At 68.3% G+C, this 14,322-nt stretch carries 17 protein-coding genes and 1 pseudogene; 13 read left to right on the forward strand and 5 right to left on the reverse strand.

Annotated elements, in window-relative coordinates:
* Positions 1-112: 112 nt before the first annotated feature.
* Positions 113-247, reverse strand: a pseudogene (locus AWC19_RS30510) (cyclodehydratase); the annotation flags it as partial.
* Between the two features lie 249 nt (positions 248-496).
* Between AWC19_RS30510 and AWC19_RS29875 the strand changes: the two are divergent.
* Together AWC19_RS29875 and AWC19_RS10525 are read left to right on the forward strand one after the other, a co-directional pair.
* Positions 497-673 carry a hypothetical protein gene (locus AWC19_RS29875; RefSeq protein ID WP_169718104.1) on the forward strand — a complete coding sequence of 59 codons (177 nt, stop codon included), beginning with the start codon at positions 497-499 and terminating at the stop codon, positions 671-673.
* Entirely contained in the window at positions 666-1,004 is a 339-nt protein-coding gene (locus tag AWC19_RS10525) for an RNA polymerase-binding protein RbpA (RefSeq protein ID WP_085077995.1), read from the forward strand. The genes AWC19_RS29875 and AWC19_RS10525 overlap by 8 nt, the downstream gene beginning before the upstream one ends.
* A 15-nt stretch (positions 1,005-1,019) precedes the next feature.
* Here the strand turns inward: AWC19_RS10525 and AWC19_RS10530 are convergent, their stop codons facing one another.
* A complete protein-coding gene (locus AWC19_RS10530) occupies positions 1,020-2,411 on the reverse strand; it encodes a zinc-dependent metalloprotease (protein WP_169718105.1) in 1,392 nt (463 codons plus the stop codon).
* 79 nt (positions 2,412-2,490) lie between these two features.
* Here AWC19_RS10530 and AWC19_RS10535 point away from each other — a divergent pair, with 79 nt between their 5' ends.
* Both AWC19_RS10535 and AWC19_RS10540 read left to right on the forward strand, forming a co-directional pair.
* Positions 2,491-3,513, forward strand: coding sequence for a YlbL family protein (locus AWC19_RS10535; protein ID WP_085077997.1), 1,023 nt, complete (start codon positions 2,491-2,493; stop codon positions 3,511-3,513).
* A 78-nt stretch (positions 3,514-3,591) separates the two neighbouring features.
* On the forward strand, positions 3,592-6,585 hold the full coding sequence (locus AWC19_RS10540) for a UPF0182 family protein (RefSeq protein WP_085077998.1): 2,994 nt from the start codon (positions 3,592-3,594) through the stop codon (positions 6,583-6,585).
* Between the two features lie 98 nt (positions 6,586-6,683).
* Here the strand turns inward: AWC19_RS10540 and AWC19_RS10545 are convergent, their stop codons facing one another.
* Both AWC19_RS10545 and AWC19_RS10550 read right to left on the reverse strand, forming a co-directional pair.
* Positions 6,684-7,700 carry a TIGR03617 family F420-dependent LLM class oxidoreductase gene (locus tag AWC19_RS10545; RefSeq protein ID WP_085077999.1) on the reverse strand — a complete coding sequence of 339 codons (1,017 nt, stop codon included), beginning with the start codon at positions 7,698-7,700 and terminating at the stop codon, positions 6,684-6,686.
* Between the two features lie 39 nt (positions 7,701-7,739).
* On the reverse strand, positions 7,740-8,684 hold the full coding sequence (locus AWC19_RS10550) for a GlxA family transcriptional regulator (RefSeq protein ID WP_245848897.1): 945 nt from the start codon (positions 8,682-8,684) through the stop codon (positions 7,740-7,742).
* 196 nt (positions 8,685-8,880) lie between these two features.
* Here AWC19_RS10550 and AWC19_RS10555 point away from each other — a divergent pair, with 196 nt between their 5' ends.
* From AWC19_RS10555 to AWC19_RS10585, 9 genes are all read left to right on the forward strand, one after another.
* Complete coding sequence (locus AWC19_RS10555) at positions 8,881-9,531, forward strand: HD domain-containing protein (protein ID WP_085078001.1); 651 nt, start codon at positions 8,881-8,883, stop codon at positions 9,529-9,531.
* Between the two features lie 310 nt (positions 9,532-9,841).
* Positions 9,842-10,111: a hypothetical protein gene (locus AWC19_RS10560; RefSeq protein WP_085078002.1), complete on the forward strand. Its 270-nt coding sequence runs from the start codon at positions 9,842-9,844 to the stop codon at positions 10,109-10,111.
* Entirely contained in the window at positions 10,108-10,554 is a 447-nt protein-coding gene (locus AWC19_RS31160) for a hypothetical protein (RefSeq protein WP_281255277.1), read from the forward strand. Before AWC19_RS10560 ends, AWC19_RS31160 begins: the two co-directional genes overlap by 4 nt.
* On the forward strand, positions 10,541-10,741 hold the full coding sequence (locus AWC19_RS10570; protein ID WP_085078004.1) for a hypothetical protein: 201 nt from the start codon (positions 10,541-10,543) through the stop codon (positions 10,739-10,741). Before AWC19_RS31160 ends, AWC19_RS10570 begins: the two co-directional genes overlap by 14 nt.
* 309 nt (positions 10,742-11,050) lie before the next feature.
* The gene (locus tag AWC19_RS31165; protein WP_264072190.1) at positions 11,051-11,182 is read left to right on the forward strand and encodes a hypothetical protein; all 132 of its coding nucleotides are present in this window, start codon (positions 11,051-11,053) and stop codon (positions 11,180-11,182) included.
* A 178-nt stretch (positions 11,183-11,360) separates the two neighbouring features.
* The gene (locus AWC19_RS10575) at positions 11,361-12,011 is read left to right on the forward strand and encodes an HD domain-containing protein (RefSeq protein ID WP_085078005.1); all 651 of its coding nucleotides are present in this window, start codon (positions 11,361-11,363) and stop codon (positions 12,009-12,011) included.
* 23 nt (positions 12,012-12,034) lie between these two features.
* Positions 12,035-12,736: a nitroreductase family protein gene (locus AWC19_RS10580; RefSeq protein ID WP_085078006.1), complete on the forward strand. Its 702-nt coding sequence runs from the start codon at positions 12,035-12,037 to the stop codon at positions 12,734-12,736.
* A 149-nt stretch (positions 12,737-12,885) separates the two neighbouring features.
* Complete coding sequence (locus tag AWC19_RS31170; protein ID WP_264072189.1) at positions 12,886-13,008, forward strand: hypothetical protein; 123 nt, start codon at positions 12,886-12,888, stop codon at positions 13,006-13,008.
* Between the two features lie 149 nt (positions 13,009-13,157).
* The gene (locus AWC19_RS10585) at positions 13,158-13,517 is read left to right on the forward strand and encodes a cupin domain-containing protein (RefSeq protein ID WP_245848888.1); all 360 of its coding nucleotides are present in this window, start codon (positions 13,158-13,160) and stop codon (positions 13,515-13,517) included.
* Between the two features lie 104 nt (positions 13,518-13,621).
* On the opposite strand, the gene AWC19_RS10590 is transcribed toward AWC19_RS10585, so the two are convergent.
* Positions 13,622-14,314 carry an alpha/beta fold hydrolase gene (locus tag AWC19_RS10590; protein ID WP_085078007.1) on the reverse strand — a complete coding sequence of 231 codons (693 nt, stop codon included), beginning with the start codon at positions 14,312-14,314 and terminating at the stop codon, positions 13,622-13,624.
* Positions 14,315-14,322 lie beyond the last annotated feature (8 nt).

A 14,322-nucleotide genomic window follows, 5' to 3' on the forward strand; every position in this document is an offset into this window, starting at 1 on the left:
CGTTTCGGCCGCCGCCGTGACCGTCACCGCCTGCGCCGTCGGCCTGCTCGACACTGAGCGGCGGCCCGCCTGCGGGTCCTGGGTAACCGAACTGCGGTACCAGCTGCGCGCCGCGGGCCCCCGAGCAGCGCAGCGCGTCGGCGAGCAGTTCCGACGGCGGGCCGCGGCCGTGGATGCGGATCGACGCGGCCCGGCCCCGTGGCCGCCGGCATTCGGTCGTAACGCCTGCATCAACGAGCCGCGTGACGGGAACCGCCACGCTCAAGCTATCCACAGGGCCGCCGTTGCGCTGGGGTTCTTTGAAGCCGGCGACCTTCCGAAACGGGTCGGCGCGTAGTGGTTAGCCAGCCAGCGGAGTAGGGTGGCGGACGCGGCTGGGAGACGCTAAAACACCCTCAGGTGCATCACGGACAGGCAGCTGGACGGCATCAGATTTCAGGTCCGGCTGTACGCAACGTCCGAGCGTCCCAGTAAATCCCTGCCCCAGGAAGAAATCATGCCCTCCTTCGAGGCGCAGCTCCGCCAGGACTTGCGCACCTACGCCGTCGAGTTACGGCAACTTGCCTACACCCTGCCCGGCGGTGTCGGCGAGCACGCTCTGCTCCGATTGTCTGGCCGGATGCGCGCTACCGCCGACCAGGTGGAACGTCAGCGGGGACTTGATGATGGCTGATCGCGTCATGAGGGGCAGTCGCCTGGGAGCCGTGAGCTACGAGACCAACCGCAACCACGATCTGGCGCCACGTCATATCGCGCGCTATCGCACCGACAACGGCGAAGAGTTCGAGATGCCATTCGCCCACGATGCCGCGGTCCCCGCCACCTGGGTGTGCCGCAACGGCATGGAGGGCACCCTGATCGAGGGTGGTGACCTGCCCGAACCGAAGAAGACCAAGGTGCGCACACCCTGGGACATGCTGCGGGAACGCCGCTCGATCGAGGAACTTGAGGAACTGCTCAAGGAACGCCTCGCGATCATCAAGGCGGGCGGCCGCGGCAGCTAGCTTAGGCCGCCCCGATCAGTCATCCGCCGCGCCGCGGGGGCCGGGATCGTCCGGGTTGCTCTCGTCTTCCAGCTTGGCGATCGCCTCGTCGATGCCGCTGGTGTCCCCGCCGATCACGCGATCGATGAAGCCGGCCGGCTCGTCGAGGTCCTCGGCGTCGGGCAGGAGGTCCGGGTGCTGCCAGATGGCATCGCGGGCGTCGGCGCCGGCGGCCTCGGTCAGGCGTTCCCACAGCGCCGCGGCCTCGCGCAGCTTGCGGGGCCGCAGCTCCAGGCCGACGAGGGTGGCGAACGTCTGCTCGGCCGGGCCGCCGCTGGCCCGGCGCCGGCGCAGCGTCTCGCTCAGCGCGGCGGTGCCCGGGATCCGGTCGCCCAGCGCCGCGGTGACCACCACCTGCACCCAGCCGTCGATCAAGGCGAGCAGCGTCTCCAGGCGTTCCAGCGCCTGCTTCTGCGCCGGCGTCGCCTTGGGCTCGAACACCCCTTGGCCGAGCAGGTTTTCGATGGCCGCGGGGTCGGCCAGCGACGCCGGGTTGAACTCGCGGGCCAGCTCCTCGATGCCAATCATGTCGATCTGCATGCCGCGCGCGTAGTCCTCCACGGCGCCCAGCAACTGGCTCGACAGCCACGGGACGTGGCTGAACAGCCGGTGGTGCGCGGCCTCACGGGCGGCCAAAAACGTCAGGATCTCACTGCGCGGCTGCTCGAGCCCGGCGGCGAACGACTCGAGGGCGTCCGGCAGGATCGCGGCGATTCCCTTGGGGCCCAGCGGCAGCCCGATATCGGTCGAGGTGAGCACCTCGCGCGACAACCGCCCCAGCGCCTGCCCCAGCTGGGAGCCGAACGCCATGCCGCCCATCTGCGACATCATCGCCAACAGCGGGCCGGCCATGCCCTTGGCCTCCTCGGGCAAAGACGACGCCCACACCGTCGCGATCTGCTCGGCCATCGGGTCGCACAGCCGCTTCCAGGTCTGCAGCGTGTTCTCGACCCAGTCGCCGGGGGTCCAGCCCACCGCCTTGGTGGTGCCGGCGGGCAGCGCGGTCGCCCCGTCCAGCCACGTTTCGGCGAGGTGCACCGCGTCGGCGATCGCCTTGCTCGTCGAGGCGGCGACGGGCGCGACGAACCCGATCGAGCTGGACGCGACGCGCCGCGCGAGCTCGTAGTTGACCGGTCCCGAGGCCTTGCCCCCGGCCATCACGGTGCCCGCGCTGGAAAACATCTGGCCCAGCTGGGTGAAGATCTGGCCCAGGTCGCCCATGCCGAAGTCCCCGCCCATGCCGAACGGGCCCGACGGGTCCGACGATCCCGAGCCGGGATCGGGCTTTTTCTGGTGCTCCTCGCGGTCCGGGTCGTCTCCCGAGGAGGAGCCGAAAGGCAGGTCGGCCATACCGTCAACGGTACTCACCGCGGGAACGGCGGGTGCGGGCTCGGGTCACGCTCGTAGCTGAACGGCCCCGGGCAGGGCTCCCGTTAGGGTAAGCGGCGTGAACAGGCGGATTCTGACCCTGATCGTCGCGCTGGTGCCGATCGTGGTTTTCGGCGTCTTGCTGGCGGTGGTCACCGTGCCGTTCGTGTCGCTGGGGCCGGGGCCGACGTTCGACACTCTCGGTGAGGTCGACGGCAAGCAGGTCGTGGCGATCCAGGGCACGGCGACGCACCCGACGACGGGCCACCTCAACATGACCACGGTGTCGCAGCGTGACGACCTGACGCTGGGGGAGGCGCTGACGCTGTGGCTGTCGGGCCAGGAGCAGCTGATACCGCGCGATCTCGTCTACCCGCCGGGCAAGTCGCGCGAGGACGTGGACAAGGCCAACAACGCCGACTTCAAGCAGTCCGAGGACAGCGCCGCCTACGCCGCCCTGGGTTATTTGAAGTATCCCCCCGCGGTCACCGTCGCGACGGTCACCGATCCCGGACCCTCGGCCGGCAAGCTGAAGTCCGGGGACGCCATCGACGCGGTCAACGGCGTGCCCGTGGCCAACGTCGAGCAGTTCACCGGGTTCTTGAAGAACACCAAACCGGGTCAGGTGGTGACCATCGACTACCGCCGCAAGAACGAGCCCGCCGGGGTGGCGCAGATAACGCTGGGCACCAACAAGGATCGCGACTACGGCTTCATGGGCGTCGCCGTGCTCGACGCGCCGTGGGCGCCGTTCGCCGTCGACTTCAACCTGGCCAACGTGGGCGGGCCGTCGGCCGGCCTGATGTTCAGCCTGGCCGTCGTCGACAAGCTCACCACCGGCGAACTCGCCGGGTCGAACTTCATCGCCGGGACCGGCACCATCTCCGTCGACGGCAAGGTGGGCCAGATCGGCGGCATCACCCACAAGATGGCCGCCGCCCACGCCGCGGGCGCCACCGTGTTTCTGGTGCCCGCCAAGAACTGCTACGAGGCGGCGTCGGACAACCCGTCGGGGTTGCGGTTGGTGAAGGTGGAGACGCTCAGCCAGGCGGTGGACGCGCTGCACGCGATCACCTCGGGCGGTCAGCCGCCCAGTTGCTAGGCCGCTCGCCCCGGCGCGAGGTGCGTACAGTTGTGAGCTAGAAATCCCAAGCCAGTAATACCGATCAGGGAGCAGCCAGTGGGGATGCGGCCCACCGCACGGATGCCGAAGCTAACTCGGCGTAGCCGGATTCTGATCCTCATCGCACTCGGTGTGATCGTTTTGCTGCTCGCCGGCCCGCGGCTGATAGACGCCTACGTCGACTGGCTGTGGTTTGGGGAGCTCGGCTACCGCTCGGTGTTCACCACCGTGCTGGTCACCCGCCTCTTGGTGTTTTTGGTCGCGGGCCTGCTGGTCGGCGGCATCGTGTTCAGCGGGCTCGCGCTGGCCTACCGCACCCGCCCGGTGTTCGTCCCCAACAACACCAACGACCCGGTGGCGCGGTACCGCGCGGTCGTCATGTCCCGGCTGCGCCTGGTGGGAATCGGGATCCCGGCGGCGATCGGCGTGCTGGCCGGCATCATCGCGCAGAGCTACTGGGTGCGCATCCAGCTGTTTTTGCACGGCGGGGACTTCGGCATCCGGGATCCGCAGTTCGGCAAGGACCTCGGCTTCTACGCGTTCGACCTGCCGTTCTACCGACTGCTGCTGTCCTACATGTTCGTGGCGGTGTTTTTGGCCTTCCTCGCGAACCTGTTGGCGCACTACATCTTTGGGGGCATCCGGCTGTCCGGGCGGACCGGGGCGCTGAGCCGCTCGGCGCGCATCCAGCTGGTCAGCCTGGTCGGGGCGTTGGTGTTGCTCAAGGCCGTCGCCTACTGGCTGGACCGCTACGAGCTGCTGTCGCACACCCGCGGCGGCAAGCCGTTCACCGGCGCCGGCTACACCGACATCAACGCCGTGTTGCCGGCCAAGCTGATCCTGATGGCGATCGCGCTGATCTGCGCGGCCGCGGTGTTCTCGGCGATCACGTTGCGCGACTTGCGGATTCCGGCCATCGGCCTGGTGTTGTTGCTGCTGTCGTCGCTGATCGTGGGCGCGGCGTGGCCGCTGATTGTCGAGCAGATCAGCGTCAGGCCCAATGCCGCGCAGAAGGAGAGCGAATACATCAGCCGCAGCATCGCCGCGACGCGGCAGGCCTACGGGCTGACGGCCGACGTGGTGACCTATCGCAACTACACCGGCGACGGCCAGGCCACCGCCCTGCAGGTGGCGGCCGACCGCGCGACCACCTCCAACATCCGGCTGCTCGCCCCGACCATCGTCAGCCCGGCCTTCACCCAGTTCCAGCAGGGCAAGAACTTCTACTACTTTCCCGACCAGCTGTCGATCGACCGCTACCTCGACCGCAACGGCGCGCTGCGCGACTACGTCGTGGCGGCCCGGGAGCTCAACCCCGACCGGCTTATCGAAAACCAGCGCGACTGGATCAACCGGCACACCGTCTACACCCACGGCAACGGGTTCATCGCGTCGCCGGCCAACACGGTGCGCGGGATCGCCAACGATCCCAACCAAAACGGCGGATATCCCGAGTTTCTCGTCAACGTCGTCGGCGCCAACGGCAGCGTGGTGTCCGACGGGCCGGCGCCGCTGGACCAGCCCCGCATCTACTTCGGCCCCGTCATCTCCAACACCTCCGCCGACTACGCGATCGTCGGGCGCAACGGCGCCGACCGCGAATACGACTACGAGACTTCCACGGAGACCAAGAACTACACCTACACCGGCCTGGGCGGGGTCCCCATCGGCGACTGGATATCGCGAAGCGTCTTCGCGGCGAAGTTCGCCGAGCGAAACTTCTTGTTTTCCAACGTGATCGGCTCCAACAGCAAGATCCTGTTCAACCGCGACCCGGCCCGCCGGGTCGAGGCCGTGGCGCCGTGGCTGACCACCGACAGCTCCGTGTATCCCGCGATCGTCAACAAGCGGCTGGTGTGGATCATCGACGGCTACACCACGCTGGACAACTACCCGTACTCGGAGCTGACCTCGCTGTCGTCGGCGACCGCCGACTCCAACGAGGTGGCGTTCAACCGGCTGGCGCCCGACAAACAGGTGTCTTACATCCGAAACTCGGTGAAGGCCACCGTCGACGCCTACGACGGCACCGTCACCCTGTATCAGCAGGACGAGCAGGATCCGGTGCTCAAGGCGTGGATGCGGGTGTTCCCCGGCACCGTCAAGCCCAAGAGCGACATCACCCCCGAGCTCGCCGAGCACCTGCGCTACCCCGAGGACCTGTTCAAGGTGCAGCGGATGCTGCTGGCCAAATACCACGTCAACGACCCGGTGACGTTCTTTTCCACGTCCGACTTCTGGGACGTGCCGCTGGACCCGAACCCGACGGCCAGCAGCTATCAGCCGCCGTATTACATCGTCGCGAAAAACATTGCCAAGAACGAAAATTCGGCGTCGTACCAGTTGATCAGCGCGATGAACCGGTTCAAGCGCGACTACCTGGCGGCCTACATCAGCGCCAGCTCCGACCCGGCGACGTACGGCAAGATCACCGTGCTGACCATCCCGGGTCAGGTCAACGGCCCGAAGCTGGCCAACAACGCGATCACCACCGATCCCGCGGTGTCACAGGACCTCGGCGTGATCGGGCGCGACAACCAGAACCGGATCCGGTGGGGCAACCTCTTGACGCTTCCGGTGGGCCAGGGTGGCCTGCTCTACGTCGAACCCGTCTACGCCTCGCCGGGGGCCAGCGACGCCGCGTCGTCTTACCCGCGGTTGATCCGGGTGGCGATGATGTACAACGACAAGATCGGATACGGCCCGACGGTGGGCGATGCGCTCAACGGGTTGTTCGGGCCGGGCGCGGGCGCGACCGCGACCGGGATACAACCCACCGACGCGGGCGTGCCGCCGAACCCGCCCGCCGCCGCCCCCGCGGGGCCCCCCGCGCCCGCCGCGACACCCGGTCCGCCGCCGCCGGCCGCCGCGGTGCCGCCGGCTCCCGACGGGTCGGTGACGCTGTCGCCGGCCAAAGCCGCTGCGCTGCAAGAGATCCAGGCGGCGATCGGGGCCGCCAAGGACGCCCAAAAGAAGGGCGATTTCGCCGCCTACGGCGCCGCGCTGCAGCGCCTCGACGACGCGATCAACAAGTACAACGCCGCCAAGTAGCTCGCCTTCGTTACCGCGAGCGTGCGTGTTTGTACGGCGACACGCCGTAATTCCTGGCATTCTGTGCACCCTCGTCGGGATGCTGACGGGCGGCGGTGCTAGCCAGCCTGCATCCGGCGGGCCACCTCGCCGTAGCGCTCGAGGCGCTCGTCGTCACCGAGCGCGTTGTACAGCACCAGGTGTGTGGCGATCCCGGCGTACTTCGCGCTCAGCGCGTCGGCCAACCCGTCCCACGTCGACTCGGTGGCAAAGGCGGCGACGTGCTCGTCGGTGACCTGGGCGGCCATCCCGGCGAAGTCGCCGGCCTTCTGCCGCTCGCGGATCCGCGCGGTGGTTCCCTCGAAACCGGCCTCGTCCCAGATGAACGCGTAGTTGGGGGTGCTTCCGTAGAAGGCCATGCTGGCCCGCACCGATTCCCGCTGGGCGTCGCGCTCTTCGTCGCTGTCGCCGACGATCGTCAGCACCGGGACGATCACCGCGAGGTCCGACGGGGAACGCCCGGCTCTGGCCGCCCCCGCGGCCAGGTTGGGCACGACGTGGCGAATCAAATAACCCGGCTCGCCGATCGGATGCACGTGCACGCCGTCGGCGACCTCGCCGGCCATCCGCAGCATCCACGGATTGACCGCGGCCACATCGACTTTGGGGTCGGGCGCGTCGATCGGGCCCGCGCTCCACTGCGGGGTGATGAAGTCCAGGTCGTAGAACTCGCCGTGGTAATCCAGCTTCCCCGTGCGGAAGGCCGCGAAGCAGGCCTTCACCGCCAGCACGTAGTCGCGCAGCCGCGGGCCCGGCCGTTCGAAAGCCATGCCGTAGCGCCGCACCACGTGCGTGCGCACCTGGGTGCCCAGGCCCAGGCGGAACTTGCCGCGGGTCGCCTCCTGCAACTCCCACGCCGCGGCCGCTGTGACGAACGGGCTGCGCGGGAAAGCCACCGCCACCCCGGTGGACAGCTCGAGGCCGGGCGCGGCCTGCGAGGCGACGGCGGCGTTGAGGTAGGGCGTGCGACCGGTCTCGGTGATCAGCAGGCCGGAGAATCCGGCGGCCTGCGCCCGGCGGGCCAGGTCGCCGGTCTTGTCGAGGGGCTGCGGGACCGTCATCACGTCGATGTGCATGGCCGAACACTATGCCCCAAACCGGCGGGCCGACGGGTGTCAGCCGCGCGATGCCGTGCGAAACCTCTCCCGGTAGGCCTTGGGGGAGACGCCGAGGTGGTCGACGAACACCCGCCGCAGGGTTTCGGTGCTGCCGAAGCCGGCCAGCCGGGCGGTCTCGCCGACGCTGCGGCCGGCGTCCAGCGCGGCGCGGGCGGCGTCGATGCGCACCATCTCGACGTAGCGCGCCGGCGTGGTACCGAGCTCGGACTGAAACAGCCGGGTCAGCTGCCGGGTGCTCAGCGAGGCCCGCGCGGCAAGGGTTTTCACGTCGTGGTTGCCCGCCGGGTCGGCCGCGATCGAGTCGGTGGCCTTGCGCAGCGCGGACTGCGGCGGCGGGTCGGCCTCGACCAGCACCGAGAATTGGGACTGGCCGCCCGCGCGCTTGAGGTACACCACCAGCCAGCGGGCTACGTCGCGGACCAGGTCGGTGCCGTGATCCATCTCGACCAACGCCAGCGCCAGGTCGATGCCCGACGACACCCCCGCCGAGGTGAAGACCTCCCCGTCGCGGACGAAGATGGCGTCCGGCTCGACGGCGATGTCCGGGAAGGCCCGGGCGAACGACCGGGCGGCATGCCAATGCGTGGTGGCGCGCCGACCGTTGAGCAGGCCGGCCTGCGCCAGGACGAACGATCCGGTGCAGATCGACGCCAGGCGCCGCGTCCGGCCGGCGATCGACTTGACCGCGTCGACGAGCGCGGGATCGATCCCGCGCCGCGGCAGGTCGTCGCTCCCGGCGACCATCACGGTGTCGGCGGATTCGATCGAGGAGAGGGCGTCGGTGACACCCAACCGCGTCCCGATCGAGGTCGTGACGTCGCGGCCGTCCACGGACGCGATCTTGAGGCGGTAGTCGGCGCCGAAGCGGTTGGCCTCGGCGAAGACCTCACCCGCGCCCGCGACGTCCAGCATGGTCACGTCGTCGAAGACGACGATGACCATCACCCGCGACGGCCCACCCGCTTCAGCCACGGACCCATTGTGTCGCAAAGTGTGGGAAACATGGCACATCGGACGGTGGCGGGCGGCCCGTGGCCACCAGCGGCGTCGCTATCTGTGGTGAAGACGGACCAATGCCCGCGGGTGGCGGGAGCCGATCGCGCGCATGCTGATACCGTCGCCCGACCCAGGAGGGATCATGGTCACGCAGCCGATCGAAAGTATCGCCGACATCGTCGTCCCGGACACCCCGCTTGTGCGCGAGATCACCGAGTTCATCCGCGACGCCGAAGACGACCTGCTCTTCGACCATTCGCGGCGGGTGTTTTTGTTCGGCGCGTTGCAGGGCCGGCGCCGCGGACTGGAACCCAACCTCGAGTTGCTCTACGCCGGGGCGATGTTTCACGACCTCGGTCTCACCGACCGCTACCGCGGTTCCACGCTGCGCTTCGAGGTGGACGGCGCCAACGCGGCCCGCGAATTCCTCGCGCAACGCGGCGTCGACAAGGCCGACGCCGACAAGGTGTGGCTGTCCATTGCGCTGCACACCACGCCCGGCGTCCCCGAGTTCCTCGAACCCGAAATCGCTTTGGTCACAGCGGGTGTCGAGACCGACGTGCTGGGCATCGGCCGCGACGAGCTATCCCCCGCCGCCCTCGAGGGCGTCACCGCCGCCCATCCCCGGCCGGATTTCAAGCGGCGCATCCTGGCGGCGTTCAACGACGGCATGAAGCACCGCCCGCACAGCACCTTCGGCACGGTCAACGCCGACGTGCTGGCGCACTTCGACCCGACGTTCGCCCGCGACAACTTCGTCGACATCATCCTTTCCAACGCCTGGCCCGAATAGGCGCCGCCGCCGCGGGCCGGTGGTGGCGGAAGTCGTGGGCATAACCGTCCGAAATCGCACCGGCGCTTGAGCGGTCGCCGCCGCAGACAGGGCACACGTCCCGGGCGCCTGGCCCGGGACGTCACCGTGTCGCGGTTGCCGACCGCACGACAGCTGGGAGACGACTTGCCCGAATCAGACGGCACCGCAGTGGTTCTCGGGGCCAGCATCGCCGGTCTGCTGGCCGCGCGGCTGCTTGCCGAGTTCTACGGCACCGTCCACCGTGGTCGAACGTGACGTCCCCCCGGAGGGGCCGCTGACGCGTCGCTGAGTGCCGCAGGGCGGGCAGCCGCACACCCTGGCGGCGCGGGTCGCGGGGATTGCGGACCAACGGTTTCCCGGCTTCCTCGACGAGCTGGTCGGCGAAGGCGCGAAGGTCTGGAACGACGGCGACCTGTCGCGGCTCCGCTTGGCCTTCGGCGAGCGCCAGCCGCTTCGCTCCGGTAAGGTTCCCGAACCGCAGTCGATCGTCTTCACTACGCGCACCGGCCCTTTTCCGAATGGAACGTGCGCCGCCGCGTGCGCGCCCTTCGCAACGTGACGTTCCTGGATGGCCACGACGCGGTGCGGCTGACGTCGACCCGGCACCGCGGCCGGGTGACCGGCCTCGTGCTGGCTCGGCGCGACTCGGGCGCCGAACAAACCCTGGAGGCGGACCTGGTCGTGGACGCGACGGGGCGTGGCTCGCGGACGCCGCTGTTCCTCGAGCAACTCGGCTATGGCCGCCCGCGCGAAGACACGCTGATGGTGCACGGCACCTACTCCAGCCGACGGGTCCAGCTCGCGCCGGGCACGTTGCGGGAGAATTTCACCATCACCGCCGCCGAGCCAAGGCGCCCAACGGCATTCGCGATGTTCGCGGGCGAAGACGACATGGTCAGTGACCGTTCGGAGTTCCTTCACCCGTCGACGATGGCACGCCTGCTCGGCAGGCCGCGAAACGGCCTGCATCCGAAGCGAAAAGAGCATCGTGCAACGACATGACAACGGCGCCCGCATCTTCGGCGCCTTCCCGCGATCGAGGTTGGACTTGCGCGCCCGCCCGTTGGCGTGGCCGGCGGCCGGCCTGCGCACGTTGAGAATCGGCATGCGCGATCACCGGCCAACTGTGGTGCGCAAAGCGAACTTTGGTGTCGCGCAGTCCACCGCTTGGCTGCTCGAGGACGGCTGACACGCGTGCCGACGCACGTACTGATCCCGGGAGCCTGGCACGCGGCCTGGTCGTGGCGACCGGTCGCCGAGCGGCTTCGCGTGGCGGGGCACCAGGCGATCACCCTGACGCCGCCGGGGATGAACGACGGCGACAACCCCTGGGGGTATCGGCATCCGGGATGCGAACGAGCACATCGCCCGGGAGGTGCGGCGCCGAACGCGCGGCAACGTCATCCTGGTCGCGCACAGCTAAGGCGGCTTCCCCGCCACCGGCGCGGCTCAGTTGGTCGCCGGGCGAGTCGAAAAGCTCGTGTACTACAACGGGCACGTGCCGCTTCCCGACAGGTCGCTGATCGACGAAAACCCGCCCGACAAGCGCTTTTCGGCGCTCCGCTGGATAGGCGAATCCCCGGTGGGCGCCATTCCGGCGACCTGCTGCGGCTGGTGGCCGATCTGTTGACGCTTCAGCCCGGTCGCTGACCCATCCCGACGGGGTGGCCAGGGCCATCCTGGCCGCTTGACCGGCGCGGGAACCCGCGAGAGGTGTCGGATTCTGTGGGATCAGCGGCCGCAACCCCTCTGGTTAACGAGCCTGCGGCGGCGCACACTGAGCCCGAGCCAGTGAAGGAGAAGCGGCCATGGCCACACAGGCAATGGAAACGATCGCCGGCATCGTCATACCCGACACCGCACTGGTGCGCGAGGCCACCGAATTCATTCGCAGCGCCGAGGACGACGTTCTCTTCCACCATTCCCGGCGGGCATACCTGTTCGGCGCGCTGCACGGGCGCCGCCTCGGCCTAAGGCCTGACCTGGAATTGCTCTACGTGGCGGCGATGTTCCACGACCTGGGCCTCACGGCCCGGTATCGGACGTCCACCGAGCGCTTCGAGATCGACGGTGCCGACGCGGCGCGCGACTTCTTGATGGAACACGGCGTCGACCCGTCCGAGGCGCAGAAGGTGTGGCTGGGCATCGCCCTCCACACGACGCCCGGGGTGCCGGCCCGGCTGGACCCCGAAATCGGTTTGCTCGTAGCCGGTGTCGCGACTGACGTAGTCGGCGCCGGTCGAGAGGCCCTCGCGTCGGGCGCGATTGAGGCGGTAACGGCGGCCCACCCACGTCCCGATTTCAAGAACCGCATCCTGGCCGCCTTTCACGACGGCATGAAGCACCGCCCGGAGACCACCTACGGCACGATGAACGACGACGTGCTGGCGCACTTCGATCCAAACTTCAAACCCCGCAACATGGTCGACGCGATTTACGACAGTCCCTGGCCCGAATGACACGCGCGGATAGGAGCGGACAAATGGACGTCTACGAGGCGCTGTACACCACCAGGATGATGCGGCGGTTGCGGCCGGATCCGATCCCGCTGGACACCCAGGCCCGCATCCTCGACGCGGCCGTTCGCGCCCCCAACGGGGGCAACACCCAGCGCTGGCACTTTGTCGCCGTCGACGACCCGGAGCTCAAACGCAAGTTCGCCCAACTGTTCCGGCAGGCCCGCGCCATCGAATACGACAAATTCCAAGCGGGGCAGGGACCGATGGCGGTGCCGGCGCCCGGCGCCGACCCGGCCGCGCATGCCGAAACGATGCGCCGCATCAAAGGCTCGGGCAACTACCTGGCAGACCATTTCGAAGAGGTTCCTTTGTTGCTCTTCGTGTATTCGATCGACGACCTCGGCGGGGCCAACATCTACCCGGCCATCTGGAGCATCTTGCTGGCCGCCCGCGCCGAGGGCGTCGGCGGCGTCATGACGATGGTGCTGCGCAACTTCGAGGACGAAGTGAACGAGCTGCTGGGCGTCCCCGTTGAGCAGGGTTGGAAGATGTCGGCCATGCTGACCCTCGGCTACCCCCTGGGCAGATGGGGCGTCGCCGCCAATCGCCGCCCCGTGCATGAGGTTTCGTCCCGAAACCAGTGGGACGCGCCGTTAGGCATCGAGGTGCCTCGGCCGCTGTGGCCACCTCAGGACCAGGCGGAAGGCCTGGCCGCCGTGGGATAAAAGAAGACAAGATCATGCCATCCAGTCGCCGGAAACCATCTCCGACATCGCAATGCACGACACCGACCCGGTGCGCGGGATCACCGATTACATCCGCGATGCCGAAGACGACCTACTGTTCGACTTGGAACTGCTCTACTCCGAGGGCGATGGTCCACGACCTGGGTCTCGCCCAGCGACACCGCGACGCCGACGTGCTGGCGCACCTCGGCCCTACGTTCGTCCGCGAGAGCTTCGCCGACATCATCATGAAGAAGACCCGGCCCGAATAGCGAACGGGTTCCGAAGGAAATTGGGGGACAGAAACATTGACGCCACATAGCGAGCGCGTCGCTCTGAACGCTTTGAGGGTTTGTCATTGAATTCATGACGCCGGAGGGCCAAGAACGGGCGTGCGTGATGCGCGACCATGCCCCCGGGTGTGACCGTGTCGCTGCACAGCCACGGCGACTTCGAGGGCTTCTACATCCTAGGCGGTGCCTACGAGGTGCTTATCGGGAGCGAATGGCGCGATGCTCGCGCCGGCGATTACGTCCGGGTGCCCGCGGGCGTTCCCCACGCTCTCTGCAACGTCTCCGCCGAACCCGCCGTCGACCTGATCATCACCGCACCACGCGTGAGCGCCTTCTTCCGCGAAGTCGGCCGACCGATTGGTTCGCCGCCCCCCACCGGGCAGGACCTCGCGAACTTCGGCGAGACTGCGAGCCGATACGGGTACTGGCTGGCCTCACCCGAGGAGAACGCGGCGGTCGGAATAACGGCGTCGATATTGTTCGCGTGACAGGGCGTGACTCGGAACTTTCATCTTCCTACGTGGCACCGCTGGCCGGGAAACCCGACGCTCACAATGATCTGACAATTAATCTTCGGAATCCGCGGGGCCCCTCAGGCCGTCATGATCGCCTCGGCTAAGTCGGCGGGGTGGGTCAGCATTCCGAGGTGGGTGCCAGGGACGGAGGTGGGTTTGACGCCGAGACGGGCGGCGAGGGCGGCCGCCGGACGTGGCAACGCACGATCGTCGTCGCCGGCGAGGTATGCGGTGGGAACGCCGAGCGCAGCGACATCGGTGTCGAGGGCGTCGAGGAAGTAACGACCGGGCTGTGGGGCCAGGAGATTGGTAACCATTCGCTGCAGCGCCGGGGCCACGCCTTGCATCAGTTCCTGCTCCACGAGTTCCGGATAGGGCGCAATGGCCCCGACGGGCGATTCGTCGATCAGCCGCAGGATCAACTCGCGCCTGACGCGCGCCGGGTGGTCGTCGGCCATGGATATGCCCCGCGACGGCACCAGCCCGTTGTAGTAGACGAGCTTGTCGACCCGGTGGCCGAGCAGGCGAGCGGCGGCGGTACCGGGGTAACCGCCCCAGCTATGCGCGACCAAAGTCACGCGGTCCAGTTCGAGTCGCCGCACCTCGCCGACGATGCGGTCGACCGCATCGTTCAGGACGCAACACGACGGGTCATCCCCGATGCCCAAACCGGGCAGCGTCAAGGCGATCGCCCGATGGCCGGCCGCGCGAAGCCGCATGGCGACCGGTCGCCAACACCATGCCCCGAGCCAGGCGCCGGGAATCAACACATACGTCG

It is taken from the genome of Mycobacterium palustre (genome assembly GCF_002101785.1).
Classification (GTDB): domain Bacteria; phylum Actinomycetota; class Actinomycetes; order Mycobacteriales; family Mycobacteriaceae; genus Mycobacterium; species Mycobacterium palustre.

Excerpts from the sequence above, each read along its gene's own strand:
- AWC19_RS29875 (WP_169718104.1), top strand. The coding sequence starts at position 497 with ATGCCCTCCTTCGAGGCGCAGCTCCGCCAGGACTTGCGCACCTACGCC.
- AWC19_RS10525 (WP_085077995.1), top strand. The coding sequence starts at position 666 with ATGGCTGATCGCGTCATGAGGGGCAGTCGCCTGGGAGCCGTGAGCTAC.
- AWC19_RS10545 (WP_085077999.1), bottom strand. The coding sequence starts at position 7,700 with ATGCACATCGACGTGATGACGGTCCCGCAGCCCCTCGACAAGACCGGC.
- AWC19_RS10550 (WP_245848897.1), bottom strand. The coding sequence starts at position 8,684 with ATGGTCATCGTCGTCTTCGACGACGTGACCATGCTGGACGTCGCGGGC.
- AWC19_RS10555 (WP_085078001.1), top strand. The coding sequence starts at position 8,881 with ATGGTCACGCAGCCGATCGAAAGTATCGCCGACATCGTCGTCCCGGAC.
- AWC19_RS10575 (WP_085078005.1), top strand. The coding sequence starts at position 11,361 with ATGGCCACACAGGCAATGGAAACGATCGCCGGCATCGTCATACCCGAC.
- AWC19_RS10580 (WP_085078006.1), top strand. The coding sequence starts at position 12,035 with ATGGACGTCTACGAGGCGCTGTACACCACCAGGATGATGCGGCGGTTG.
- AWC19_RS31170 (WP_264072189.1), top strand. The coding sequence starts at position 12,886 with ATGGTCCACGACCTGGGTCTCGCCCAGCGACACCGCGACGCCGACGTG.